Origin of the sequence: Siccirubricoccus soli (assembly GCF_024178315.1) — a bacterium.
In the GTDB taxonomy this organism is placed as follows: domain Bacteria; phylum Pseudomonadota; class Alphaproteobacteria; order Acetobacterales; family Acetobacteraceae; genus Siccirubricoccus; species Siccirubricoccus soli.
The window spans coordinates 1-24,078 of record NZ_JAMZIK010000185.1 but is presented as its reverse complement, the minus strand read 5'-3'; the positions used below and the strand labels follow the sequence as shown (position 1 = coordinate 24,078).

The 24,078-nt window shown below is 70.5% G+C and carries 34 protein-coding genes; 16 read left to right on the top strand and 18 right to left on the bottom strand.

Annotated features, from left to right (window positions below; all coding sequences use genetic code 11):
- Positions 1-50: 50 nt before the first annotated feature.
- Positions 51-326 carry a hypothetical protein gene (locus tag NJ376_RS24595; protein ID WP_252955928.1) on the bottom strand — a complete coding sequence of 92 codons (276 nt, stop codon included), beginning with the start codon at positions 324-326 and terminating at the stop codon, positions 51-53.
- A gap of 276 nt (positions 327-602) precedes the next feature.
- On the opposite strand from NJ376_RS24595, the gene NJ376_RS24590 reads away from it, so the two are divergent.
- Complete coding sequence (locus NJ376_RS24590) at positions 603-779, top strand: Acb2/Tad1 domain-containing protein (protein ID WP_252955927.1); 177 nt, start codon at positions 603-605, stop codon at positions 777-779.
- Positions 780-835: 56 nt separating this feature from the next.
- Here NJ376_RS24590 and NJ376_RS24585 read toward each other — a convergent pair whose 3' ends face one another.
- Entirely contained in the window at positions 836-1,327 is a 492-nt protein-coding gene (locus NJ376_RS24585) for a hypothetical protein (protein ID WP_252955926.1), read from the bottom strand.
- 147 nt (positions 1,328-1,474) lie between these two features.
- Between NJ376_RS24585 and NJ376_RS24580 the strand changes: the two genes are divergently transcribed.
- The 5 genes from NJ376_RS24580 (at position 1,475) to NJ376_RS24560 (ending at position 5,521) form a co-directional block, all read left to right on the top strand.
- The gene (locus tag NJ376_RS24580; RefSeq protein ID WP_252955925.1) at positions 1,475-2,926 is read left to right on the top strand and encodes a hypothetical protein; all 1,452 of its coding nucleotides are present in this window, start codon (positions 1,475-1,477) and stop codon (positions 2,924-2,926) included.
- A gap of 11 nt (positions 2,927-2,937) precedes the next feature.
- Complete coding sequence (locus NJ376_RS24575; protein ID WP_252955924.1) at positions 2,938-3,318, top strand: hypothetical protein; 381 nt, start codon at positions 2,938-2,940, stop codon at positions 3,316-3,318.
- 151 nt (positions 3,319-3,469) lie between these two features.
- On the top strand, positions 3,470-4,612 hold the full coding sequence (locus NJ376_RS24570) for a hypothetical protein (RefSeq protein WP_252955923.1): 1,143 nt from the start codon (positions 3,470-3,472) through the stop codon (positions 4,610-4,612).
- A gap of 6 nt (positions 4,613-4,618) precedes the next feature.
- The gene (locus NJ376_RS24565; protein ID WP_252955922.1) at positions 4,619-5,182 is read left to right on the top strand and encodes a hypothetical protein; all 564 of its coding nucleotides are present in this window, start codon (positions 4,619-4,621) and stop codon (positions 5,180-5,182) included.
- Positions 5,183-5,242: 60 nt separating this feature from the next.
- Entirely contained in the window at positions 5,243-5,521 is a 279-nt protein-coding gene (locus NJ376_RS24560; protein WP_252955921.1) for a hypothetical protein, read from the top strand.
- A 144-nt stretch (positions 5,522-5,665) separates the two neighbouring features.
- Here NJ376_RS24560 and NJ376_RS24555 read toward each other — a convergent pair whose 3' ends face one another.
- From NJ376_RS24555 to NJ376_RS24500, 12 genes are all read right to left on the bottom strand, one after another.
- Positions 5,666-6,100: a hypothetical protein gene (locus NJ376_RS24555; protein ID WP_252955920.1), complete on the bottom strand. Its 435-nt coding sequence runs from the start codon at positions 6,098-6,100 to the stop codon at positions 5,666-5,668.
- Positions 6,100-6,429, bottom strand: coding sequence for a hypothetical protein (locus NJ376_RS24550; RefSeq protein ID WP_252955919.1), 330 nt, complete (start codon positions 6,427-6,429; stop codon positions 6,100-6,102). The genes NJ376_RS24555 and NJ376_RS24550 overlap by 1 nt, the downstream gene beginning before the upstream one ends.
- Positions 6,430-6,579: 150 nt before the next feature.
- On the bottom strand, positions 6,580-8,034 hold the full coding sequence (locus tag NJ376_RS24545) for a hypothetical protein (protein WP_252955918.1): 1,455 nt from the start codon (positions 8,032-8,034) through the stop codon (positions 6,580-6,582).
- 51 nt (positions 8,035-8,085) lie between these two features.
- Positions 8,086-8,427 carry a hypothetical protein gene (locus NJ376_RS24540; RefSeq protein ID WP_252955917.1) on the bottom strand — a complete coding sequence of 114 codons (342 nt, stop codon included), beginning with the start codon at positions 8,425-8,427 and terminating at the stop codon, positions 8,086-8,088.
- Between the two features lie 254 nt (positions 8,428-8,681).
- A complete protein-coding gene (locus tag NJ376_RS24535) occupies positions 8,682-8,900 on the bottom strand; it encodes a hypothetical protein (RefSeq protein ID WP_252955916.1) in 219 nt (72 codons plus the stop codon).
- 11 nt (positions 8,901-8,911) lie between these two features.
- Positions 8,912-9,463, bottom strand: a complete 552-nt coding sequence (locus NJ376_RS24530) for a hypothetical protein (protein WP_252955915.1) — start codon at positions 9,461-9,463, stop codon at positions 8,912-8,914.
- A gap of 172 nt (positions 9,464-9,635) precedes the next feature.
- Positions 9,636-9,905, bottom strand: coding sequence for a hypothetical protein (locus NJ376_RS24525; RefSeq protein ID WP_252955914.1), 270 nt, complete (start codon positions 9,903-9,905; stop codon positions 9,636-9,638).
- Between the two features lie 80 nt (positions 9,906-9,985).
- Entirely contained in the window at positions 9,986-10,219 is a 234-nt protein-coding gene (locus NJ376_RS24520) for a hypothetical protein (RefSeq protein WP_252955913.1), read from the bottom strand.
- A 182-nt stretch (positions 10,220-10,401) separates the two neighbouring features.
- The gene (locus tag NJ376_RS24515; protein ID WP_252955912.1) at positions 10,402-10,731 is read right to left on the bottom strand and encodes a hypothetical protein; all 330 of its coding nucleotides are present in this window, start codon (positions 10,729-10,731) and stop codon (positions 10,402-10,404) included.
- An 11-nt stretch (positions 10,732-10,742) separates the two neighbouring features.
- Positions 10,743-11,456, bottom strand: a complete 714-nt coding sequence (locus NJ376_RS24510) for a type IV toxin-antitoxin system AbiEi family antitoxin domain-containing protein (RefSeq protein ID WP_252955911.1) — start codon at positions 11,454-11,456, stop codon at positions 10,743-10,745.
- Between the two features lie 16 nt (positions 11,457-11,472).
- The gene (locus NJ376_RS24505) at positions 11,473-11,856 is read right to left on the bottom strand and encodes a hypothetical protein (RefSeq protein ID WP_252955910.1); all 384 of its coding nucleotides are present in this window, start codon (positions 11,854-11,856) and stop codon (positions 11,473-11,475) included.
- A gap of 114 nt (positions 11,857-11,970) precedes the next feature.
- Positions 11,971-12,951, bottom strand: coding sequence for a hypothetical protein (locus NJ376_RS24500; protein ID WP_252955909.1), 981 nt, complete (start codon positions 12,949-12,951; stop codon positions 11,971-11,973).
- A gap of 427 nt (positions 12,952-13,378) precedes the next feature.
- Between NJ376_RS24500 and NJ376_RS24495 the strand changes: the two genes are divergently transcribed.
- Positions 13,379-13,579, top strand: a complete 201-nt coding sequence (locus tag NJ376_RS24495) for a hypothetical protein (RefSeq protein ID WP_252955908.1) — start codon at positions 13,379-13,381, stop codon at positions 13,577-13,579.
- Positions 13,580-13,643: 64 nt separating this feature from the next.
- Positions 13,644-14,192 (top strand): hypothetical protein, encoded by a 549-nt coding sequence (locus tag NJ376_RS24490; RefSeq protein WP_252955907.1) that lies wholly within the window; start codon positions 13,644-13,646, stop codon positions 14,190-14,192.
- Here the strand turns inward: NJ376_RS24490 and NJ376_RS24485 are convergent.
- The 4 genes from NJ376_RS24485 to NJ376_RS24470 all read right to left on the bottom strand — a co-directional run bounded on the left by NJ376_RS24485 (position 14,193) and on the right by NJ376_RS24470 (position 18,922).
- Positions 14,193-15,250 (bottom strand): IS630 family transposase gene (locus tag NJ376_RS24485; RefSeq protein WP_252955906.1). Its coding sequence is split into 2 segments (ribosomal slippage): positions 14,193-14,764 and positions 14,764-15,250, totalling 1,059 coding nucleotides; the frame shifts between segments, so codons are not numbered across the junction.
- A 208-nt stretch (positions 15,251-15,458) separates the two neighbouring features.
- The gene (locus tag NJ376_RS24480) at positions 15,459-16,181 is read right to left on the bottom strand and encodes a hypothetical protein (RefSeq protein ID WP_252955905.1); all 723 of its coding nucleotides are present in this window, start codon (positions 16,179-16,181) and stop codon (positions 15,459-15,461) included.
- A 1,665-nt stretch (positions 16,182-17,846) separates the two neighbouring features.
- Positions 17,847-18,125, bottom strand: a complete 279-nt coding sequence (locus NJ376_RS24475; protein WP_252955904.1) for a hypothetical protein — start codon at positions 18,123-18,125, stop codon at positions 17,847-17,849.
- Complete coding sequence (locus tag NJ376_RS24470; protein WP_252955903.1) at positions 18,122-18,922, bottom strand: hypothetical protein; 801 nt, start codon at positions 18,920-18,922, stop codon at positions 18,122-18,124. The genes NJ376_RS24475 and NJ376_RS24470 overlap by 4 nt, the downstream gene beginning before the upstream one ends.
- Before the next feature lie 177 nt (positions 18,923-19,099).
- Here NJ376_RS24470 and NJ376_RS24465 point away from each other — a divergent pair, with 177 nt between their 5' ends.
- From NJ376_RS24465 to NJ376_RS24430, 8 genes are all read left to right on the top strand, one after another.
- A complete protein-coding gene (locus NJ376_RS24465) occupies positions 19,100-19,393 on the top strand; it encodes a hypothetical protein (RefSeq protein ID WP_252955902.1) in 294 nt (97 codons plus the stop codon).
- Between the two features lie 15 nt (positions 19,394-19,408).
- Positions 19,409-19,726, top strand: coding sequence for a hypothetical protein (locus NJ376_RS24460; protein WP_252955901.1), 318 nt, complete (start codon positions 19,409-19,411; stop codon positions 19,724-19,726).
- 126 nt (positions 19,727-19,852) lie between these two features.
- On the top strand, positions 19,853-20,341 hold the full coding sequence (locus NJ376_RS24455; protein WP_252955900.1) for a C-terminal helicase domain-containing protein: 489 nt from the start codon (positions 19,853-19,855) through the stop codon (positions 20,339-20,341).
- Between the two features lie 145 nt (positions 20,342-20,486).
- Entirely contained in the window at positions 20,487-21,116 is a 630-nt protein-coding gene (locus NJ376_RS24450) for a hypothetical protein (protein ID WP_252955899.1), read from the top strand.
- A 140-nt stretch (positions 21,117-21,256) separates the two neighbouring features.
- Positions 21,257-21,748: a hypothetical protein gene (locus NJ376_RS24445; RefSeq protein ID WP_252955898.1), complete on the top strand. Its 492-nt coding sequence runs from the start codon at positions 21,257-21,259 to the stop codon at positions 21,746-21,748.
- Positions 21,749-22,131: 383 nt separating this feature from the next.
- Entirely contained in the window at positions 22,132-22,569 is a 438-nt protein-coding gene (locus tag NJ376_RS24440) for a hypothetical protein (protein WP_252955897.1), read from the top strand.
- The gene (locus NJ376_RS24435) at positions 22,566-22,973 is read left to right on the top strand and encodes a hypothetical protein (protein ID WP_252955896.1); all 408 of its coding nucleotides are present in this window, start codon (positions 22,566-22,568) and stop codon (positions 22,971-22,973) included. Before NJ376_RS24440 ends, NJ376_RS24435 begins: the two co-directional genes overlap by 4 nt.
- Before the next feature lie 13 nt (positions 22,974-22,986).
- Positions 22,987-23,655, top strand: a complete 669-nt coding sequence (locus NJ376_RS24430; RefSeq protein ID WP_252955895.1) for a DarT ssDNA thymidine ADP-ribosyltransferase family protein — start codon at positions 22,987-22,989, stop codon at positions 23,653-23,655.
- The last annotated feature ends 423 nt before the right edge of the window (positions 23,656-24,078 follow it).

Below are 24,078 nucleotides of genomic sequence, written 5' to 3'. Positions count from 1 at the left end.
GTGCAGCCGGGCCGCCTCCATCGAGAAGTCCTGAACCGGCCTCGGCGGGGTCATGCAGCAACCGGCCAGCGGGGGACGACGGTGGCGACGTCCACCAGCCCCGGGATGAAGCTCCACTCGGCCTCGTCGCGGAAGACCCAGCCGAAGCGAGGGTGGTGCCCGACCACCATGCTGCGCCGGTCACGGTTCGCGGCCTCGGCCGCGCGCTCGAGCAGGTCGGCGGGGATGTCGCTCTGGTTCAGGTGCATGTTCAGCCCTCGAAGACGATTATCACCGACGGCAGGGCGTCGGGTCGGGTCCCCGTCAGCTCGCTTCGCCTTCGCCATCTCGTCGGTCCCTTGGTGCCATCGCCTGCAACCAGGGTCCCCGAGGTCAGCCGGACGCGCAAGAATTACGTGCACGTTTTTCTAAAAAATCGACAGCCTTACCAAGAATTTGCAACAGTTATCCTGAGCGTCTGAAGTATTCCTATGGCAATGCCATAAGTTCTTCTGGCGCATTCCCTTGCAACGGGCACCTCGGTCCTTGGGCGTGGCGCATCCGCGGCTTGGAGCCAAGGCATGACGCATATTTTCGAGGGGACGCCGGACGCGCCGATCTAGGTGAGCCGGTTCCGGCCCCTGACCGAGGACGAGAAGGCGCTGCACGACGCCATCAAGGGCAAGGCCGCCGAGCTCGAAGCCCTGGTCGAGCAGATGAAGCCCGGCCGCTACTGCTCCCTCGGCCTGACGGCCCTCGAGGAGAGCGTGATGTGGACGATCAAGGAACTCACCAGCTGAGCCGGTCCAGGCACCGGTTTCCGCCGGGGGCCGGGTCCGTCCCGGCCCCTCGTCCGTCAGGGCGCCGTGACGTGGGCCGCCTCCAGGGTGTCGGCGTGGGAGGCGGCGAGGGCCGCCAGCTCAGCGGCGACCTCGCGGGCCAAGTTGGCCTCGAGGCAGGCCTGGAGGGCCTCCATCCGCTCGCGCTCCGTCGCCCGCAGGTTCGCCCGCACCCTGGTGAGCCGCCGGGCGAACCTGCCCACTCTCTCCGACCAGACGGCGGTGTCCGGCCGCCCGAGCGTCCGCATCTGCTCGTCCAGCGCCCCGGCCACGAGCCGGGCGACCTCGGTGAGTCGGTCGGCCGGAATTGCTAGCCTGATCGGCGCCGCGATGCGCAAGCGGGTCGCGCCCGCGTAGTCGTACTCGATGATGGAGCCGCCGCCCGGGGCGTCGGCGACCGAGATGCAGGCGATGCCGTCACCGGCGGCCGCGCGGGAGATAACCGCCGCCTCGGTCAGCTGGGGCCGCCCAACACCGCGCCGCGCGCGGAACCCGACCACCTGGCCCATCCCGGCCTCCCCGGCTGTGCGGCGACGATCGCCTACAGGAATCCTCGTCAGCGCGAAGCCAAAAATCAAGGCCGCAAGCTGCTTGTGATTCGCGCGTCCGTGATTGAATCCTTGGGGCGCTAGGACTTCGCGCCGGGGAGGGCGGGGATGACGGGCAAGTGGAAGGTATACGTCCGGCTTGAGCGACCCGCCGAACGCGCGGCCCGTGAGGAGCGCGCCGCGAAGGCCGCCCTGAAGGGGAAGCCCATCCCCCTGCCCATGGAGTCCGTCGTCCGTGGGGCCGCCAAGGATTGGTCGAAGTGCGCCGAGGTCGTGGCCGCCTACGACCCCCGGCTGCAGCTCGAGTCGCCCGCTCGCTGGACGCCCGACCTCTTCGCCCTGGACGCCCTGCTGATCGCGGCCGGGACGACCGGCAGGCGCGGCGAAGGCCTCACGGAGTTGCCGATCTACCACGTGGCCTCTGCCGCTGGCGTCCCGCAGCGCGACCTCCCAGGCGCCCTCCTGCTCCTCTCCCGCGTCACCGCCCGCGCCCACGCGCGTGTTCCCGCCAAGGTCGAGGGCAAGGTGGTCCGGCTCGGGAAGGCCCAGCGCCTCGTGCGCGAGCCGGACCTGCACGCCCGCATCCCCGTCGCCGATCTCCGGAACGCGCCTTCCGCCCTCCACGTCCGCGCCTGGCTGCTGATGGAACTCGTGGCGGCGCGGAAGAAGGAATCCTACGAGGACGGCATCCTTCCTCACTTTCGGGACGTCCCTTTCGAGCAGGCGAGCCGGTGGCTCGGCCTGCCGAAGGACGCCAACCCCCTCACCGCTCTGAACGCAGTGTTGGATTGGGTCCGGGAACGGATGCCATACCACCGCCTGGAGGCGGACCGGCACTGGAGCGAGCGGGACGTGCTCGCGCTCTCTGCGGCGCCGCGCGACCACCTCCTGGAGCCCGAGGCGCCGTTCGACCCGAAGACGGTGCACCTCCCCTTCCTCGGGGTGAAGATGAACCGGCTCTACCGGATCCAGGACGGCGTCGTGCATGGGCACGAGATGACCGTGAAGCCGGTGATGGCGGCCAAGGCGTGGAAGTGGGCCACCAGCCGCTGGAACGTGACCGCCAGCTACGAGCTCCTCCGCGCCCTCTGGCTGTCGAACGTCGAGCGCTGGGACCTCGGTGTGCCCACCAGCATCGACGTCTGGTCGCTCGATGACATGGAGCGCGAGGTCTCCGAGCGCGGGGCCACCGGCGCCTTCGTGGAGTTCGTTACGAGGCTCGTCGAGGCGTCGGCCCGCAGGAGGACCAAGCGGGGGCCGTTCGACCTCTCCGCCTACGAGGAAGCTCACTTCGCCTACGATGTCGCCGGTTCGACCGACCAGCTGGAGAGGGCTCGCTTCGATCGCATCTACGCCACCCGCCACCAGGAGGACCGCCGCGTTGGTGCTGGCGACCCAGGCACCCGCCGCATGCGGCTGTCGCAGTGGCGCGAGGCTGCCGACCGGCTGCTCGCCTCAATCGAGGCGTCCGAGGCTGAGGCAAAGCTGCTCTCGCTTGCCCGCCGCAAACACATCGTCACCCTGACGGCGACGCAGGTCCACGGCCGCAAGGTCGCCTGAGGAGGTTCCGAATGGCCCGCCAGCGCACGTTCCCCGCCGACTGGTGCGGCCCGATCAGGACGGCCGACGACCTCGCGGCCACCGGCCGGGCCGCGGAGGCCGCCGCGATGATGCCGCAGTGCCGCGCGGCGGCGTTCGAGGCGGTGGCGGCCGCGCTGGCCCTGGTCCCTCCCCCGTCCACCGCACGGGCCTTCGGCATCGAACAGATCACCCTGGCGGCGATGGGCGAGGCCCTCGGCGACCTGAAGGCCGTATTCGCGCTGGCGATGATATTGTCGCACCAGTTCACCGGCGCGGGCCGGGACGAGGACGCCTGCGAGGCGGAGCGGGTCGCCGGAGTCCTGTCGCCGGGCATCGAGGCATGCGGACCCGGGTCGAGGCGTCGGCGGTAGCGGCCGCCAGCGGGGGCTGACACTCCAGCGCCCTGCAACGGAGCCGAAAAAGTGCGTGTCGCGCATCGAAACCTTAGCCTTTGCCCTATCAGCCTGATACCTTTGCTGTAGGTAGCATACGCCGCAGCTTAGGCCAGGGAGGGCCAGCACCATGTCCGAGACGACGTTCCTCGTGGTCGGCGACCACGCCCAGAGCGGGAAGCTCGTCGCCATCGATCACCTGCACACTGATGCCGCTGGCCAGCCGAACGGCATGGCGGCACCGCTCTACCTCAAGCGGACCAAGCGGTGGGGCGCCTGCGCCTCCGTCTCTCTCAACGACCTCGGCAACATCCGCGTCCTCGAGACCGAGCACGAGGTGCCGATGTACGCCAAGGGTCGCTTCCGCACAGCCGAGGCGGCCGAGGCGTTCGCCGCCCGGATGCAGAGCTTGGTCCCCTCCCGTGCGGCCCCGGCGCCTGCCGCCTCGGAGGATGCCTCGTCCGGTGAGGACGCTCTCGCCGGTGAGCTGCTCCGGCGCGGAGCGCAGGTCCTGGAGCAGGGATGGATCCCGGCGGGCGACGTACCGAACGCCGAGGATGGGCTCCGGATCTGCCGCCAGGACTGGGAGGCCGCGGCGTCCGCGGTGGAGCGGGCGAGCCTGCACTCCTTCATGGCGGAACTCGCCCTGTGGCTGGCCGACGGCATACAGGCGAGCGGCGCCGACAGGAACGGTCGGCGGCTCGACGCCGCCTGCGCCATGAGCCACCTCCGGACCAGGGTGGTTTTCGTGACCGAGGAGGGCCTGCGCGAGTTCGAGGAGTCCCTGGTTGCCGAGGAGGCTCGGGCCAAGGCGGAGCTGCTGGCGGCCGGTGAGCGGCTGCGCGCGGCCGGGAACGGCCGCGACCCGCAGGCCGAGGCTGTCGTGCTCGAGGTGCTGACGGCGGCCCTGCGCGCCGGTGCGCCCCCGTACTGGCGGGAGGTGCGCTCGGCCCGCTACGTCGCTGCCGGTCGGGACTGGACGGTCGAGGCGGACCTCGAATTCTGGGACGGGGAGGAGGCCACGGTCCGGGTCTGGGACCAGCGCCCCCGCTACGAGAGCCATGGGGTCCACTGGACGAAGGGGAACGAGCGTGGCCTCGTCTTCCGCGACGGCACCTGGGTGCGCGGATCGCTCGGGTTCGCCAAGCCCGCTGCCGCCACGCCCGGAAAGCGGAAGCCGAAGGCCGCCCCGGCGAGCCCGAAGGCAGCGGGCATGGCGCCGCTGGCTGCCATCACCGTCGCCCTGTCCCGCATCGGCGTCCCTGCCCACTAGATGGAGATGCGCGCCGACCGCGTCCTCGTCGGCCTCGGCAGGCACCTGACGACGAGGACCATGGCCATCGCCCCGGCCGGGATGGATCCCGAGCACGGCGACGCCCTGGCGACGGTCCTTGAGGAGGATGGCGCTCCCGTCGAGGGGCTCGTGTGTGTCCCCCTGCCCCGCGCGGTCGGGGCCGCCTGGGAACGTGTGCTGGCGACGGTGCCGCACGGCGCCGTTGAGCGGACCGTGTTCTCGTGCGGCACCGTGCATCGCTGGGACTTGCGGCGCGGCGCTTGGGTTCCGGAGGCCGAAGTCGCCGCCACCGCTCCCGCCCCGGCCGAACACAGGCAGGTCTCTGAAGCGGAGGCGCTCGTGGACAAGGCACTCGGGGCCGCCCTGCCCCCGGGAACTCCGTCCTACTGCACATCCATCCGCAGTGCGAGGTTCACCAAAACCGGCGCCGACTGGACTGTCGGGGCCGACCTCGTGCTCTGGGACGGCGGCGAAGCCACCGTCGAGGTCTGGGAGTGGCTGCGGCTGGGAGGCGTATGCGTACCGCTGGGTGAAGGTGGACGGAGGTAGCATCGACTACCGTGACGGCGAGTGGGTCCGCCGATCTCTCCCCCTTCGGAGGGCCGCCCGATGAGCCCATTCCGCCTCGCCCGGTCGGCGACCGCCGCCAACGACGACCGGGCGCCAACCTTCCTCGGCATCCTCGCCGACGTCGCCACGGCGATGCGCGCGGCGGGCCTTGAGGTCCAGCGAACGAGGGACCATGGCCCAGCCTGGTTCCACGGCCGGACGGCCTACGGGCTGCGCCTCCTCGGGATCGAGGACGGCGTTCCCGTCTTCGCGGCGTGCGCCGGTCCGGCACCGAGTGCTGGCACCCGGATCACGGGAGCCTCGACCTCGGGCGCCTGACGCTGCCGGACGCCCTCGCCGTGCTCGCCGAGGTCAACCGGCCCTGCCTCCGCGTCCTCGAGGGCGGCACGTTGCAACCGCGCCAGGAAAGTGCGTGAGGCGCGCGAAATACGCTGGCTTCACCGGTCGGAGCGCAGGACCACGTCAGGCCAGGGCCACGATCCCGAGCGCGTGGCCAAGGCCACGCCGGTGCAGCTCGACGATGAGGGCAAGGAGGTGACGCTTCGGCGGTTCGCCCCTGCCCGGCTCGCCGAGCTGGAGAACCTCGCCGTCCTCGGTCCGCGCGAGGCTGCGGTCCTGGTTGACGGCCATCACGGGGACTGCCAAGCGCGGCGCCCCGGCGAGGCTGGCGGAGTCGCCGAGCAGAGCCAGGGAGAGCGAGCCGTCGGCGTAGCGGAAGGCTACAGCCCTCCAGGCGGTTAGCTGGTCGCGGCCGTCGAGCGGATCCACGTAGCCGGTTGCGCCATCCAGCTCCCGGCCGGTGGCGAGGCCGAGGCAAACCTCGTCGCGGTAGCGCGTGACGACGTCGTCGAGGCTAGCGGGGACCACCCCCCACCCGTCGAAGGCGGGGAGTGACATCAGACCGCCTGGGGGTGGAGGCGCGCGAGCCGGTCGCGCAGGTCGTCGTTCTCGTCGACCAGCAGCTCGACGCGGTCCTCAAGGTCGCGGACCCGAGCCTGCGCCCGGCGGAGCGTGGGGCTGCCCGCGGCCTGGGCGCGCTCGGCGACGAGGCGACGCTCGGCCTGCAGGGCGCGGGTCTGCCAGTACTCGACCCAGCCAGCCAGGTTCTCCACGTCATTCGCCTCGCGGCGGGCGGCGGCGGCCGACATCGCCATGGAGACGGCGGCGGCGCCCAGCATTCCGACGGCACCCATGGTGCCCGCAGCGATCTTGTTGGCTTCGCGCATGGTGCCCTCCCTCCTGTAGAGGACGGGGCGTCGGCCCCATGCTCGCGATCTAAACGTCCAGGGCTCACGCGGTCAAGTGTTTTTTGAAACTGGTAGTTGTAGTTTCAAAATCGGCACGGAGGCGGGTCGACGCCCGCCCCCTTGCCCGACTCAGGATTCGACCCGGAGCTTCACACCGTATCGCCGTTCGAGCACGCGGACGGCATCCTCCAGCGGCAGCTCAATGGCCTCGTGCCCGAGGGCCCACTCGACGCAGATCTGCTCCAGAGCCACCTCCGAGTCCTCGGTCTTCGCCGTGGCCTTGGCGGCCTCGACGGCGCGGTTCACCGCCTCGGCCTGCGGCGGCAGGAGACGGAACTGGATCGTCTTGCGGATCCGGGACGCGCGGTCCTGCTCCGGTATAGGCCCTGGCTTCTGCGCCTCTACGAAGGCGGTGCGGACGTAGTCGGCGAGCTCGTCGCGGGTCTTTTCCTTGGCGACCTCGAGGAGGTGGGTGAAGTTCTCCTTCAGGATCTTGTCGCCGACGGGGCGCCCCTTCTCGTCCTTCAGGCGGCCGATGCGGACGATTTCCTTGATCTTCGACCAGCCGACGCCGGTCGCGGCGAGCCTGCTCTCGTCAACGCCGATGGCAGTCAGGGTGCGGTAGATGTCGATCCAGTACATCGCGCGCCGGTAATCGACGCCCTGCAGTTCGTTCTCGACGTAGGACTGCCAGCCCCTTTTCCCCTCGTATCCGGCGAGGTGGTAAAGGTTGTTCTCGTAGATGTGGGCCAGGATCCCGCCCAAGCTGAAGTAGCTGTTCTCGATCTGCGAGGCGAGCCGCTTGGCGGCTTCCAGCGCGTCCTCATGCGCGAGGATTTCTTTCACGCGCTCGGTCAGGATGGTCGAGCCGGTCGGCATCTCGCCAGGGGTCGCGGTGCGCGCGAGCGTCGACGGTGCCACCGGCGCGAGCGCGGTCCCCGCCGGTCGCCCCTCCTCCGGCGCGTCGCTTGAGCGGGCCTGCCCGCCCTTCCCCGCCCCGAAGCCGGGAACGGAGAGCGTCTGCGGGCGTGCCGCGGCGGCCGCCCCTTCGGACTCGATCTCCTCGGCGAAGACGCTCTCGGCGGTGGCGAATCCTTCGAGCGCCTCGCCCTTGTCGTCCACTGGCATGGCCGCCCAGCCGCCGTCCTCGACCGACTTGAGGAGCTTCACCCGCTGCCCCGCGCGGAGAACCCCGCTCGCGGCGTCCCCCGGGTCCGCGTAGCCCTTGAAGACCACGATCTGCCCGACCCGGAAGGCCCCGGCCTCGGCCACGATCTCAATCGTCTGAACTGGCATGTCCCCTGCCCCCCTATCCTTGCCCTCGGCGCGCGGCGCGGACTGCACCGGCTTGGCGGCCTCCGGCGCCTTGCCGACCTTCTCGGCCACCTTTGAGGCGAGCCACTTCGGCGGCGGCGGCTTGGCCGCCTGCGAGCTGGCGGCCTTCGGCGTCGCGGCCGCGACCTGCTTTGGCGACGCCTTCTTCTGTCGCGGCGGCGGCGAGATCGAGGCTGGCGTCCACTTCGCCTTGCCCCCGGCCCCCGCCTTCGCCTTGCCCCCTCTGCCGCCAGACGCTGCCTTGGCCATCCGCCCGCCCTCCGATGCGGTGGGGGACGATATTTGCCACGGGTTTCACCGTCAACCTTTGCAACGGGAGCAGGAAAGCGCGCGTGGCGCGCTTTCCTCGCGGACCCCCACGATGCCGTCCAGCACCCAGTCCGGCACCCAGTCCGGCACCACCAGCAGCCGCACGGCGGGTTGCCCGTCGCGCGGCAGCAGCTCGACGGCGATGGCGGGTACCTCCCCGGCGGCGCAGGCGCCCTCCTCGATCTTCCGCGCCATCTCCCGGGTCACCGAGAAGGAGGCGGCCGTCGTCGTATTGGCCTCGACCCGGACCACGCCGCGCAGGCGGACGTCGCCCTTCTCGAAGCCCTCTGCCCAAGACGCCTTCGTGGTCCGGCCGCCCACGCGGACCGCCACCTTGCGCTCCTGGCACGGAGCCCAGCGGTGCGCCTCGCTGGGTCCGCGCAGCCGCTTGGGCGTCCGGAGCGTCATTCGTCGTCGGTCCAGAAATGTGATTAGACGTGCTCGAAGCTCGTCCACTCGGTTCCGGCCGGTCGGGCCACCGCTGCCGAGGTCTCCTCGACCGGTATCTCTACGGCCGACGGCAGAGGCGGCGCGGCTTTCTCGGTGAACTCGATGCCGCAGTCACAGTCGCAGGCCAGGTCGGCGCCCTACCAGCCCACGCGCACGGCGGCCTCGTTCCGGTCGCTCTGGTGGGATGCCCAGTCCCGGAGGATCTGATGGGCCTTCGCGCCCTGCCTCCAGTCGTCGAGAGACGTGCCCGACTGGTCGCCGCTCGCCAGCGCGTAGAGCACCTGGAGCAGGCCGGAAGCTGGTTCGGCCTTGCCGAACCCAGCGCCCTGATTCAGGTTCGTGCGTGCGACCCTCATCTGTCCCTCCATCAGAACCAGCCCTCGGCGGGGAGGCCAGCATGCTGCCGCTGAATGCCTACGAGCCGGGTCCGGAAGGCGCCGCAGCGCTCCGGATCCTCGTAGAAGCGCCGGGTGATCTCCTTGAGTCCGCCAAAGCGGGTGTCGCATTCATCCAGGCGCCAGGAAGAGCCGCCGCCGGTGATAAGGCCGCGCTTCCGCCCGTAGGTCACGGCGGTGTCGCCGTCGTCGATGAACCCGGCGCCGAGCGGGTGGCTGGGGTTTCGGATCATCTGCCACTCGCCGTTGCGAATGGATGTCCCGAGCTTGCTCTTGTCGATCTTGAAGGCGTGGGCGGCGTAGGCCGCGAGGATCCGGCGGGCGACGCCGACGGTGTAGAGGCCGTCGAGGCGCTCGCTTGGGAGCCGCGAGCGGTGGCTCGGCAGCGGGAACCGGCCCGCGCTCCGCCGCCCCTTCAGGGCGCCCTCGAACCGGCCCATGGCGGCCGCCAGCTCGGCGGTCGTCATCGAGGGGAGGGTGATCGGCGCGGCGTCGGGTGCCGCCACCGGCACGGCGGGGCGCATGCGCCCGAGCTTGGGTGCCCGGGACGCCGCCTCGACGCCTCTCCAGTCGGCCGTCGGCGGGGTCTCCTTCGATGCCCGGTAGCGCCGGTGCGCGGTGCGGAGGACCGCCTCGCGGTAGCGCGGGTCGTCCGGTACCGGGCGGCGTGCGAAGGGGAGGGGAGCCGCTGCTCGCTCACGCCAGGCACCCCTCGTCGCCGTCGTCGTCGCAGGACCACGCGAGGCGCGCCCGCCCCTCGAGGACCGCCCGGGCGGCCGCCTCGTCGCGGGCCCACTTCCGCTCACCCGGGGATAGCGGGCAGTCAAGGTTGGCCGCGAGCACGCCACGCTCGAAATCGGACAGCAGGGAAGGGGGAATGGCGTCCCCGAGGGACCACGCGTGGGCGTCCGGATGCACGACGACCTCGCACGAAAGGGGGCTGGCAACCGGAGCCTCGCGGCTCATCCAGCGGAAAACTTGCGCCTAGGATTCGTAGTGTCGGCGGGGGTTTGGCTGCGCGCAAGGAACTCGGAATTGGCACCGTTTCAAACGGGTGCGCCCTTCCGCCGGAGCGCCGCCTGCCCGGCGGCGGTGACCCGCCACTGCTTCGTCTTCTCGTCCCGCCAGGCCAGCCACATCGCGCAGAGATCGGACCGGAACTCGAGCGCGGCCCAGTCCTCGGAACCCACGGCCTTGAAGCGGAGCCGGGGGTCCTCGGCCATCCGGCGCAGGACGTCGCGCTGCGCCGGGGTCAGGACGATGTCCTCGGCGCCGCTCACGCCGCCTCCGGGACGTCGGGGGAGGGGGCGCGGAGGGGACCTCGGTCCGGACCGCCGGGCGGAGAGCCGGGATGGATGGCTGGCTTTGCGGCGCCCGGGGCACGGGCAGGGCGAGGCGGAACATGAAGCTCACGGCGTTTCTCCTTTTTGTTGTCTTCTTGTGTTGGTTTAGATGTGCTTGCTCAGCGCCTTCCGCCCGAGCCCGGCACCCGCTGGTGAATCAGCTCCGGCTCCGTGAGCTCGAGGTCGCCGACGATCTGCAGAATGGCTTCCGCCAAGTCGATGCGGAACCCGGCGGCGGTGAGGCGGAACCGGTTCAGGGGTCTCTGGTCGCTAGCGTAGGCCCAGAAGAATGTTCCACCCCCTTCATAGGCCATCAGGATCCCCTGTCCGGTCATCTGCATCGCGGTGGAGTGGACAAGGAAAAGCCTCTTGTCGTCGGCGCCGTGGACGACGGCGGCGCCCTTTTCCAGCAGCTCCCGCCGGAGGGCCTGTGCGAGTTCGTTGTCCATCGTGGGGTCCTTCAGCGGCCGGGGAGGAGCATGGGTTCCGCCCCGGCCTCAGCCGCGGCGGTATCGAGGATGGCGCGGCGGCTCGCCTCGCCAACGCCGAGGAGACGGGCTGCCTCCTCGACCTCGTCTAGCAAGCCGCCGCGCTCGAGGAACCTGCGGAGCGCCGGGACGAGGGCGGCGTCGGGCACCTGCCCAGGCTGGCCGAAGCTCTCCGGCCGCCAGAAGCCGAGGTCGGCGACGGTCCGCGCGGGCTCGGTCACGGCGAGCGGTGGGCAGAAGCCGCTGGGGCCGGAGGCCATGGCCTGGACGCCCCACTGGAACCGGGCGTCGCTCAGGATAGGCATGTAGACTTGGCGCCCGCTGGCGGTGCGGATGTCGGCGTCGCTGTCCGGCCGGGACACGCTGCGCGGCGTCGCCAGCTCGATGACCTCGGGCTCCTCGTCGATCAGCCCGTGCAGCCAGGCGGCCGTCGGCCCGCGGAAGACCCCTTTGGGGTAGCGGAGGGCAAGCTCGGCGTAGTCGCGCATCTCCGGCGGGATGGCCCCAGCCGGGACGTAGTGCCCTCGAGCGGCGACCTCGACCAGCCCTTCCTCGACGGCCTGCGCGACCGTCCGTGGCGTCAGGTTGAGCGCCCGGATCTCGGTCATACGGAGCGGGCGCCCCGCCTCCTGGATCGAGTGGAGCAGCCGGTGGGCAGCCGCGCCCGGCCTGTTCGGGATCGGCATGCGGTCCTCCTGCGGCTCAGCGGGCGGGCCGGTCGGCGGCGGTCAGTCCGGCCTCGGCCATGTCGCGCCGGACCCGGCCCGCGAAGGCGATGAGACGGTCACGGCTCGACGCCCCGAGCGGGAAGTCCTCGCGCTTGTAGCGCCCTCGGACGGCGGCCGGGATGCGCCAAGCCTCCTCGAGGTAGCGGATGTGACGCGCCTCGGCCTCGACCCTGTCGGCCTCGACCTCCTCGGGGGTCCGCCGGTCCGGGAAGCTGACCCAGATCCCCTGTCGCATCTTGCCAACGATGGTCAGCCACTCCTCGCGCTCAGCGGGATCCCTGGCGAACTCCGCGTTATCCAGGGCGATCCGGATGTACTCCGCCGACCACTTCACCTTCGGCTCGATGCTTGGCCTCATCATCCCCGCGCCCCCCTGCTTGCCCGCCGAGCCTATGCCCTTTGAGCCTACGATATGTGAAGAGGCGCAAAGGACATAGCCCTTTGCGCCCCCACAATCACCGCCTCGAGCCAGTCAGCTCGCCGCATACTCGTCGTTCAGCAGGTCGCGGGTCGCGCGGCGCGGGGGCATCCCGGCGCCGAGGCCATTGGTCCGCTCCATCGTGGCCGCGCGGACCTTGTTGAGCTTGGTCGCGAAGGGCCGCGAGCGCTCGGTGGCGATGGCGGCCTCAACCGCCTCCTCGACGCTCGGGACGCCGGTGAGCTTGCGCTTGCCCTCGAGGTGGGCCTCCAGCCGGTTCAGGCTGGTCTGGCTTACGGTCTTGAGCTCGTCGGCCCGGAGCTGGTCTACCCACACCTCCAGCGAGCTTAGACGCTCGTCGTCGACCTGATCGCGCAGCCCCTCGAGGAACTCGGAGGGGTCCTCGCCGCGGCCCTTGGCGCGGACAGCCCGGCGCACGGCGATGGCGACTTCGCGCCGGTCGCGCTCGGCCGCAGTCAGTCCGTCCGAATCGCCCTGCCCGACCTCTGCCTTGGGCGCCTCGGCCGGGGGCGCGGGCGGGGGAGGGGGCGTCGGGACGGACCCGCCACCGCCGCCAAGGACGCGACCAAGAGGCGAGAGAAGCGCCGCGCCGACCTCGCCGACGGCACCGGCTGCCGCGGTGGTGACCGCGACGGCGCCCTTCACTGGCAACACCACGGGCGCCGCAACCACCTTGCCGGTCGTCTTCAGCATCTTCCCCGTGCCCCTCATCGCTGCTTTGACGGCGCCGGGGCCGTGATCGCGGGCATTGCGGCCCACGAACTTCGTCGCGGCCCAGCCGCCACCGGCGGTGAGCTTGGTGGCGGTCCAGGCCGCGCCCGGGGTCGCGGCGATGGCGCGGCCCGCGAGGTCGCCCGCCCAGTCGGCGGCTGCCTGGGCGTCGGGCAGGGTCTTCTGGACCAGCTTGGTCTCTATCACCCACTTGCCGCCGCGGCGTGTCCAAGTGGTGACGGCCTCGAGAACGGTTTGCAGCGACGCTCGGATCGCGGCGACGACGGACTGCAGGAAGCGCATGTCCTTCTCCTCCCTCGGCCCGCCGGGAGCGGGGGCCTGTGGGATGGATGTCGCCTGGGCGCTGGCAAGCCACGAATGAAACCGAGCCGAAAAAACGCAGGACACGCATGTTTTTCCTCAACAAACCTGCGCGACGCCCTTCGCCGGTGCCAGAGGCGGTGGTATCCTCACATGAGGACCGCAGTGGCGGACGACATGGATGCATCGATGACCCGCCCAGCAGCCCCCATCCAGCGCGGCGCCCTCGCGGTCGAGTGGCGCGACGTCTCGACCCTCCAGGGCTAACCCGTACCCGCTGCTCGGCGAGACGCTGAACCACTACAAGGCCATCCGCGCGGCGGCATGGCACCTCTATCAGAGCCCGACCGCGAAGGCCCACGAGAAGGCCCGCGCCCTCGAGGTCGCCCTGAACTCCGAGACGGCGGCCATGAAGACGCTGAAGGAGTGGGGCTACCTCAACACGGTCACCATCTCCGCCCCCCAGGCGGCGGAGGCGACCAGCGAGGGCGCGGCGGCCGCCAAGCTCGCGGACTCCATCAGCGACATCCTCAACGGAGCCTGGGACATCGCCGGGGATCTCGAGGAGCCGGTGGAGACGGGCGCAGGGAAAGGGGAGGGCGCCGCGTGAGCATGATCCGCCCGACCTGCCAGCGCCCCGGGCCAAGCCGGACGCCGAGAAGCTCCGGATCGCGGTGAAGCTGCTCGCCGAGCGCGAGGTCGCCAAGGCCGAGGCCAGCGGCGACAAGCGGATGGAGGCGGTCCTCCGCTTCGCGGCCGAGCAGGCCATCGTCGAGAACAACCTGGTTCCGTTCCGCCAGCTCACCATGGGCATGAAGCGGCTGCCGGTGACCATCGACGAGTTCGTCGAGAGCCCGGACTTCCTCGGCGGCGACCCCGACTTCACGATCTGGCCCGCGCTCCGCGAGGACCTCCACCTCATCAACAGGGACGTCTGGGTCGGCGAGGAGCCGGTCCACGAAGCTTATCTCGGAGGCGCCATCGGCACCGGCAAGACGGTGGTGGGCACCGTCACCAACCTCTTCCAACTCTACCAGTTCTCGCGCTTCGAGAAGCCCCAGCGCCTCTACGGCCTGTCGCCCTCGACCATCATCATGTTCCCGCTCCAGAGCGTGATGGGGAAGGTGACCGACCGCGTCCTCTACCGGTCCCTGCGCTCCATGTTCTCGGCCATGCCCTTCGCCCGGCGCTTCATGCGCTGGAGTAATACCAAATCCCGCTGATCAGAACCCATGCGCCCAGTCGCGCAGTCCGATGGACATGATGCGCCAGGGCTGGTCGACGAGTCTGTTCCAGGCATAGCAGCAGTGGCCGACGATGGCCTCGTAGGACTGGAACACACGGTTCGACAGCCAGTTGTCCCGCATGAACTGCCACACGTTCTCCATGGCATTCAGCTCGGGGCATTTCGGCGGCAGTGGGAGCAAGGTGAGGTTGGGTGGCACTTCGAGCCGGTCGGACATGTGCCATCTGGCTCGGTCGAGGAGCAGCACGGCGTGGGCGCCCGGCGTCACCGCGGCGGCGATCTCGGCCAGCTGCAGGCTCATCGCCGCCGTGTTGCAGCGGGGCATCACCAGGGCCGCGCCCTTGCCCTCATTGGGGCAGACGGCGCCGAAGATGTAGGTCGAGGCTGTCCGCTGGTCGGAGGGTGCCGCGGGCCGGGTACCGCGCCTGGCCCAGCGGCGGGTGACCTTGTTCTTCTGCCCGATCCGGGCTTCATCGCCGAACCAGACCTCGATCGCGGCGGGCTCGACGCCCTGCGCGTGCGCAACTTCTGCCAGCAGGGCGGGGAAGGTTTTTTAAAATGCTCGACCGCGCCCTCGGCCTGGGCATGGTGGCGCGGCCGGGCGGAGAGCTTGCGGTAGCCAAGGGCGCGCAGCTCGCGGCTCAGGGTCTGCTTGGCCACCCGGACGCGGAACTCCTCCCACAGCCACTGGCATAGGTCGACCAGCCGCCAGCGCACCACACCGTGGATGGCGGGCGTCGGCCCGGTCTCGATCACCGCCGCCAGCGCCGCCCGATGGGTGTCGGTCAGCCGCGACGGCTGACCCGGCGCCTTGCGGTCGATCAGCCCGCCAGGACCCTCAGCGTTGAACCGCAGCACCCAGTCGCGGACGATCTGCAGCGTCACCCCGCCGATCCGCCCTGCCTCAGTGCGCGATGCTCCATCGTAGATGGCAGCCAGCGCCAGGAGGCGACGGGCCTGCGAGGCGTCCTTCGTCTGCCGCGCTGCAGATCGCAGGTCAGCGGAGCCGAAATCGGCCCGGAGAGGGATGGGCATGGCGAACCTCCCTTGCTCGCCATGTTGAATCAGCCCGCAGGCAGCACAGGAACCCCCAACGAGTCATGCTCTCGGGGATTTGGTATAAGCTCAAGGAGGAGACCCTCGACATCGAGGGCAACCTGCAGGTCGCCCCCTCGCTCGCCGCGCTGAACGCGACGATCGGCGCCACCGTGCCGGGTGGCATGAACGACGAGATCAATTTCTATCAGGTCATCAACATGTCGACGAAGGCGGCCACCTCGGCGGGCCTCTGCGTCGAGGGCTGCAGGGCGATGGCGAGGGGGACCTCGAAGAAAGGGGCGTGGCTGAACACTCCAGGCGCGTTCTCGACGACGGAGGTGCCGTTCTGCCGGGCCAGGGCACCGCCGCATCGGTCGCCGCTGATGGACAGGTCCACGTGCGCGAAGTGGGGCAGTTCGCGTGCCGCCTTTGGCCCGAGGTTGTCCACGATGATCTGCGGCATCCCCTGCTCGGAGTTGGCCAGCTCCCAGACGGTGCGCCCGGTCCATGGCAGGAGCCGGTGCTCCGGCTCGGCGCCGCGGCTGACGGCCGCCAGGATCTTGTGCCGCTGGCCGATGAAGGGGAGCAGCGAGGCCGAGGCGATGCCGCAGATGTCGCGGAGGGCGGCGTCGGGGTCACGCTGGAAGTCGACGCGGTAGCGCTCCGGCACCTTCTCGACGTGGGCGCCCTCCGGCAGGTCGGCCTCGGTCTCCCAGTCGGCGAGGATGCGGCTCGGGTAGTCGGTAGTGCCAACGAGCAACCTGAACGTCTTGCTCGAGGTCCTGTCCGTAGACTGGGGCTTCACCTCGTACTGCTTGTGCCGGAAGTGGACGACGTTCTTCTCGGCTTTCTGGATGGCCTCGTCGATGCGCCGGTCCAGGAAGTCCGCCGTGTACCGGGTGGACGAGGAGAAGACGAGGACGCCCATGGAGGAGCCCCGGCCCCCGGCGGCGGCGGGTGATGTTCCGGTAGACCTCCTCCGCCTGGTCCCACTTGCCGCCGAAGCACGTCGACTTCGGCGACCTCCGCGCCTGGTTCGTGCAGCTTGCCAGCTTCCACGGCGTGAACCTCGTCCAGGTGACGTTCGACGGTTTCCAGTCCCGTGACTCCGTCCAGACCCTCCGCAAGGCTGGCATCCGCCTTCGAGCAGTCCGTGGACCGGACCACCGAACCGTACGACTACCTCCGGCGCGCCCTCTACGAGGACCGCGTCGCGCTCCCCTCCGAGGAAGACGGGGTGCCGGACTCGGACCTGCTCCGCGTTGAGCTGGCGCAGCTCGAGTTCGTCCGGAGCAAGAACAAGGTCGACCACCCCCCGGCCGGTCGAACGACAGCGCCGACGCCGTTTGCGGCGCGATCTTCTCGGCCAGCCAGTCCCCGCTCGTCCGGTACGGCGCGATGCTCGCCGACCGCGACGGCAACGCCCTCCGGCCCGGACTGAGGTTCTCGTCCCGGGGGCGCCCCGCTGGCCGGGAACGGCCGCAGCACGGCCGCCTTCAGGCCGCCCGCGCCGGGCTGCGGTCCGACGAGGACGTGGTCCACCAGGGCTGAACCGTCCCGTCCCGCGTGGGCACCGCCTCGCTCCGGCACGATACGTGGGCCGACCGTCCGAAGGCGTTCCCTCCGCCAGCCGGGTCGGGCCGGGCATGGGCTTCGCCCCGGAGGGCCTGCGCTGGCCGGGAGGTGACTGCCGGGCGCCGCGGAGCGGCTCATCGGCCCCGCCAGCTCGGCTGCTCCTCGTAGATCCGCCAGACCGAAGGAGCAGCCGGGCCATCCCCTTTGTCTCCGATGGACGGCCCCTGCCGGGGCCGCCTACGCTCCCGATGGCAGGGCCCCGCAGGGGCCACCCGGAACGATCTTTACGTCATCCGGACCCCATCCCAGCTGACCTACTGTTCCGGCACACCTTTCCGGAAAAACCCTGGTCCGGGCGTGGTGCCGTCAGCGGTCGGTGCTAGGCAGGCCCAGCCTCGCCTCCCGCTCCCGGCGGACAGCCCCGCAGGGGCGCCTGCGCCCCCGAGGCAAGACCGCGCAGCGGCGCCTCGGAATCAGATTGATGATATTCTTAGGTCATCCGGTCGCCACACGTCATAAGACTTTGATTTATCGTTATTTTCTCGGAAAACCCTTCCCTGCTCCCGTGTCCGGCCCGCACGACGTCGGCCCGGTTTCAAACCCGCGCGCGAACTGCCTCTTCAGGGGCCATGACCATGCTACCCATGCGGCACCCATTGGGACCGGTTCCCCGGCCGCATCCTGCCATCGTGTCAATCGGGTGCGAGGTGTGCGTTGCGCTTCCCCGGGCATCCCTCTGGGTCCGTTGAGCCCGGTTGCATCCGGGAGCGCCACGCGCCCGAGGGCTTCTTCGGCCCTCGGCGATGGGTTTGAGCCCCGTTTCAGACCGCAGGCGGCAGCCTATGGTTCCCGGGGAGTGTCCCGGACCCGCCGATGGCCCGGAAGCCCAGCATTCCTGCGGTTTCCGTGGGAACCCCGCCACCGGCTCGGGCGGCGAGGGCGAGGGGAGGGGAGGGAGCGCTGCGCTTCACTTGTTCAGCCCCTATCGTGCGCAGCGGCCTCCTTGGCGTCGGACCGGCTACCCGGCGCCGGTGTCGTCGCGGCGCCGGACGAGGGACGCCGCCAGCCGCTCCACCGGGTAGTAGTCGACCCGGTACTCGCTGCCGTCCGGCAGTCGCGCGAACACCGTCACGCAGTCGGCCTCGAGCTTGATGATCGCGGCCGCCGAGGCCGGGGTGAGCCGGATGGCCTCCGGCGGCACGACGCGGTCGCGGCCCCGGACCCCGAACATCGCCAGCACCCAGGCGCCCCGGCCCTCGGAAGCGGGCGGGGCGGGGGCGGTGACCAGGTCGGTCATCCGGCCCTCCTCGCCGCCTCGTCCTGGACGCGCTCGGCGAAGGCGCCGGAGTAGAGCCACCAGAACACACCCTTCGCGTCCGGCCGCTCGAAGTCCAGCGGCGCCGTCATGTCGAAGCCTTCGTCGGCCAGGGTGGCGAAGCGCTGGTACGCCCGCGCCCGGCGCTCGTCCGGGGTGCAGAGGTAGGCGTCTCCTTTCCAGTCGTCGCCCCGCTTACGGGTCGCCTCGTCCACGGCGGCAAGGGCCTCCGGCCGCATGAGCGCGGCGGCCGCGTGCCATGCCTCGTGGTGCGTGACCTCGTGGAAGGCGTCGGCCCTGCGCTCGAGAGAGAGCAGGATGACGCTGCCTTGGCCGGTGTAGCTCGCGTGATAGCCGCCGAAGTCCCGCCCGCCCACGGGACAGTTCCCGTCGTCGAGGCAACACACCCACAGCGCCGGACCGATGTATACCCGCGACCAGGGCACGGTGTGCTGGAGGGTGTTCGCCGCCCAGGCGACGCGGGACGCCACCCGGTCCGGCCGGACGTAGCCAGCGGCGAAGGCGGCCATGAGGCGGCCGCGGCCGGGCAGCTCGAGTGGATCGTGCAGCCCCTGCCAGCGGACCTCGCCGAAGTCCACGCGCGCGACGGCGTCGGTGTAGTTCGGATGCTCGGACCAGAGCGGCTCTCCGACTTCCCGGTCGTGCAGCAGCCGGTCGAAGCCGCCGACAATGGCGCCGACGGCCTCCCGACCGCGCGGGCCGTCGAGATCGAGAAGCCGCCGCACCGGATCCCTGACCCTTCCGATGATCCCGAACATCCCTGCCTCCTCGCCCACAACGGGCGTCTTGGTGTCCTGCCCCCGAGCGTGATGGCCGGACTGGCAACGGACGCAGAAAAAGTGCGCCACGCGCACTCAACCTCCTTCTTCTTTGCCCCACGAGCCTATTACCTTGGAGTTGATGGCGCCGGGAGAGTGCACCGTCGGAGGAGCGAGATGCACGACCAGCCCCTGCCAGCCGATCTCGGCGCCCGCGTGGAGGTCCGATGCCTGCGCCTGCAGGCCGACCGGCTGCGGCGTCGTAGCGACCGGCTGACGACGGAACTGGACCGCGCATGGCGCTCGATGCGGCTCGCCGAGGAAACCGGTGATGGCGAGAGCTACGACCGCTGGCGCAGCCGGTGGAACGAGATCGCGGACCGCGCCCGGCGCCTCGATCCGTGGCGCCTGGCCGGGGACTGCGACGCCATCGTCGCGCTGCTGGTCGCCCGGCACGACGCGGCTAGCTGAAGGAGGGGAGGGGACATGGCACTCAGGTTCGACGACCGGGTCTTGGTCACAACGAAAGCGGGGAGTGGCGACGCAAACTGTGTCATCTCGTGCCTCGGCCGCACGAGCCGCCGGAGCTTCCCGGGTCCGGGCGCGACGGACGAGGCGCGAAGCTTGGGCTTCGCGGAGTACGCGCGCATGTGCCTCGACCCCGAAGTTCTCGGCCAGCTCACGGTCGATGAGCTGCACCAGCACATCGAAGTCTGCGAGCGGCCGCCAACGTCGCAGTCCGACGCCGCTATCCGCCAGGCCAAGGTCATTCATGGCCGAGTGGGCCGCGGCCGCGCGGAATGAACTGGGGCGGCGCGGGGTCGCCGAGGGAGCAGCGGGTGAAACCGCGTCCAAAGTGTGCGCCAGGGCGGCCGCGTTCCACGAGATGAGTGCGCTCCGGCACGCCACCACGGTGGCCAAGGTCCCTTCGTGCTCGAGCACCTGCTCGAGGTGCTGCGCCAGGTCGAGGACGCCGTGCTGGTCTTCGCGCACCATGCCGACGTCATCGCGCTCCTCGCCGCCGGGCTGCGGACGGCGGGCTACGATCCCGCGATCATCACCGGCGCGACCGACGAGGCGGACCGCGGGGCCGCGCAGGCCGACATCCAGGAGGACCGCAAGAAGGTCTTCATCGGCAGCATGCGGGCCTGCGGGGTTGCCATCACGCTGACACGCGCGAGCACGGTCTTGTTTGCCGAGCAGGACGGACGCCCGGCATCATGCAGCAATCCGCGGACCGCGCGCACCGCATCGGCCAGCGCAACGCGGTCTTCGTGCAGCACCTGGTCGCCGACGGCTCCTTTGATTCTTTCATGGCGGAGAAGGTGGCGGCGAAGGGCGTCGTCATCGACGCCGCCCTCGACAACCCGGCCTCGGAAGACGAACACGGGTAGGCAGTACAGCACCACGGGCGCCTGATGGTGGCGCCGGGTTCGGGTGAAACGGATTGAAAATAGTGCACTCGGCGCGCATATTCGTCTTGATTATGCCCTTTGAGCCTATTACTCTATGGTTGTGGAGAGCGGAGACAAACCAACCGCTCCCAGCAGGCCGGGAAACCTCCATGTCCAACGCCATCACCCACCACGTCGCCATTGCCGCCAAGGGCGGCGTCCTCGTGGCCGCCCAGGAGCACGGTCCGGGCGCCGAGCTGCGCGTCCTCTCCGAGCTGCAACGCGCGGTCGCGAACAGCGACGCTCTCCCGGGCGCCTTCGACGTCTGGGCCTGCTTCATCTCCGACGAGGAACTCGATGCCGACGCCCTCGCAGCCCTCGGCGTCCCCGGGGCCGAGATCGTCTTCCGCAGCGCCGACGACCACGGCCTGCCCGGCCGCTACGCCTACGGCGTCTCCTGCTCCAGCCAGGAGGTCCACCGGAACGTCGCCGCCACCGGCGCGTCGTCGTCCGACGCCGAGGCAGCCATCACCTTTGCCGTCTCCGCCCTCCGGGCCAAGCTCACCGGCGCTCCAGTCGAGTGGGCCACCCACGGGCTCGCCGTGACCCGCCATGAGGACGGCGAGTTCATCGCCCGCGTCGCGCTGTGGAGCGACGAGATCCACCACTCTGAGGAGTACACGCTGACCCGCAACGCGGACGACGCCGCACGGCTGGCTGATGCCGCGGTTCCGGCGCAGCGGGTCGCCGCCGACATCCTCACTTGGTTCGAGGAGGGCTGGTTCGAGGCCGCTGCCTGATGGCAGCTTGAATAACAGAAGCGGGCGGCCTCCGAGCCGCCCTGTCCCTTGGCCGCCCGGTCCGCCGGACGGCCAGGAGGCGGGAACACCGCCAGCAGCCGGGGCCGGTTGTCGTGCCCCGCACCGTCCGGGAGGGCCCCATGCTCGACGTCATCACCCGCACCAACGCCGCCGCACGCGCGGCGATCCCGGCCGCCATGACAGCCTCCGCTCTCGCCATCGCCTCGCGCCGGGGTGGCTCCGAGGGACGCCGCGCCCTCGCCAGCTTCGCCGCGGAGACCGGCTGCGCCCCGGATGCGGAGATCCGCCGGGCCGCCGAGCTCGCCTTCGGCCGCGTCCCCTCCTTCCGGGCCGACGAGGCCGCCGTCGCGCGCTTGGTCGCCTACGGCCGCGAGCTCGCCGCCGCCGCGTCGGATGTCGCCGCCAGCGCCCGCCCGGCCGACTTGGCCGAGGTCGCCTGCGAGGACAACCTGATGGCGCTCGTCCTGCGCCGCGACCATGCCGCCGCCCTCGACCGCGAGGAGGTCCACGCCGCCTTGGTCCGGGCCGGGCGCGGGGACGCGGACGCCGTGCTCCGCGTCTTCGAGAAGCTGCTGGTCCGCGCGACGCTCGCCTTCGCCGAACTCGACTGACCCGCCACCGCCGCGCGCCACACCGCCAGCCGCCCTGGATCGCCGCCGGGGCGGCTTTCGTTTGCCGGGGTCCGGCGCGGCCGCCGCGCTGGTCCGCTGCCGGGGAAGGCATCGGCGCCGTCCCTCCTGCTGCCGGGGGCACGGGGCCGGGGAGGGGCGCCCTACGGAATCCTGTAGCCTTGGCTTCGCGGGGCGCTCTTCCGTGGCCCGCCCGATCCGATCAGAATTCCGAAACCACCCCATCTCGGGGCTGGAACGGCATGGTCCCAGCCGGGACCGCGTTTCCTTGGCGCTGCCCGGCCGCAAGGAGACGCCGACCCAGGGCAAGGATGCGGCACCACTTGGAGTTGTGTGGCCACGGTCGCAGCGCATAGAACCCGGACATGCACCAGGACGACTTGGCGCCGCACCAGCGCTCGCTGACCACCCTCCGCGCCTGCCTTCAGGCGGTCACCACGGACGACGTCGTCCGGGCCGCCGAACGCGCGCTGTCCCTCGCCGCTCCGGATCTCGTGGAGAGCGTGCCTGGCGCACGGGACAGGCTCGCGGACCTCGTCGAGCAGCACCGCCTTGCCACGCTGGAGCGGATCGAGAAGCTCATCCCCGAGCGGAACCTTGGTTTCGGGCCAATGGCCGTGCTGCGTTCCCGCGGTCCGGTCGCCATCATCCTCACCAGCACGTCGCGGCATACAACCGATGGCAAGGCGGACCTTCTGAGCGCGTGCCGGACCACCTCGATGCCGGATGCCGAGGACCGAGCGCTGCTGCTGCTCCACCTCGGGGTCGCCGCCATGTACGAGGCCGGGGAGGGGAGGTCGTGAGAGAGGTAGCCGAACCCGCGGTGGCGTTTCTCGCCGAGGTGCAGGCGAGGCTCGCCCCCGTCTCCGACGACGCCGTTCGGCGCTGCGCCATGCGCGCAGCGGCTCTTGCGGCACCGGCGCTCGAGCCGGACGGCGTCGCCGCATTGGCGAAGCTGCTGGCAAGTTGCCGCGTGGCCTCCCTGTCCTCGGCCGCCTCGACGCTGTCGCGCGTGCTCGCGGACCGCGCCGGGGCTGACGGGCTCCTCCCCGAGGGCATGGTCGGCTTCGTGCTGTCTGGCTACGCGGCCCCAGGCATGCCCGCCCTCGCCGCCGTGGTTGAGGCGTGTCGGGCCGCCGGAGGCGCGGCTCCAGAGGCGCAGGCTCACCGGCTGGCGACGCTTGGTGTCGCCTTCATGCTGGACTGATAGGGAAAGGGACGTGCGCCGCAGGAACCTTATCAAGGAGGAGGTCGAACAGCGCGGCATCGGGTGCCTCATGCACTTCACGCAGGCTCATAACCTGCCCGGCATCGTGAAGCACGGCCTTCTCTCCCGTGCGCGTCTGCGTGAGTGCGACGACGTCAATGCCTACGCGAGCAGTCAATGTCGGCTTGATGAGCAGGACGGGGCCATCTCGGTGTCGATCTCTGCGATCAACCTCGAGATGTTCTGGGCGAAAGACCGGGCGTGCGGGCAGCCCTATTGGGTGGTCCTCCTGCTGGATCCCAGCATTCTCTGGACGCACAGGTGCGTCTTCCACCGCCGGAACGCGGCGACGAAGGACATGCGGGACCACAGGGGGCGCCGGGACGGCCCCTGGGGCTTCAGCGAGATGTTCTCAGACAAGCACCGTCCGCCGATGTTCAAGGGAGAGTCCTACCGAGCGGAAACCGGCATCCCCAGCTTCCTGCCGACATACCCCGATGCCGAGGTGCAGGTCTTCGACCCGATACTCCCCGACTTGATTCAGGGCGCCTGGGTCGACCAGGAGGACCTCGCCAAAGCCGTGCAGGAACAGTTGGACCAGTTGCCCGGACCGGAGCGAACGACCTACCTGCGGCCCTTCCTCAAGTTCACGAACGGACATGAGGGCTGGCTGGTGCCATGAGAGAGATGACCCGGGATGCCAAGGCCCGGGCGACGAGGATCTCCTCAATCCGCGTGGTGTTGCGAGGCGACATGCGCTCCTGGCTCGCCCTCCGGGACCGGTGATGCCGGTGGCGAGCGGCCGGAGCGTGCCCTGCCCGAAGCGCGCATCCGCCCGGTCCTTGGCATCCGTTGCGGCACGGCTTCGTTGCTTCGCGCCAGAGACGGCCACATCCCTTTTGTGAGATGGCGCGCAAGCCACGGAGACCGTTTATGCCAGCCGACCTCTGAACCGCCCCGGGATCACCGGAGGCCAGTTTGCTTGGGTCACGCCGCCATAGCGGGTGGGTCGAGCTGGGCATAATAGCGCGCCTCGGCCTCGGCGGGTGGCATGTTGCCGATCGGCTCGAGGAGGCGGCGGTTGTTGTACCAGTCCACCCACTCG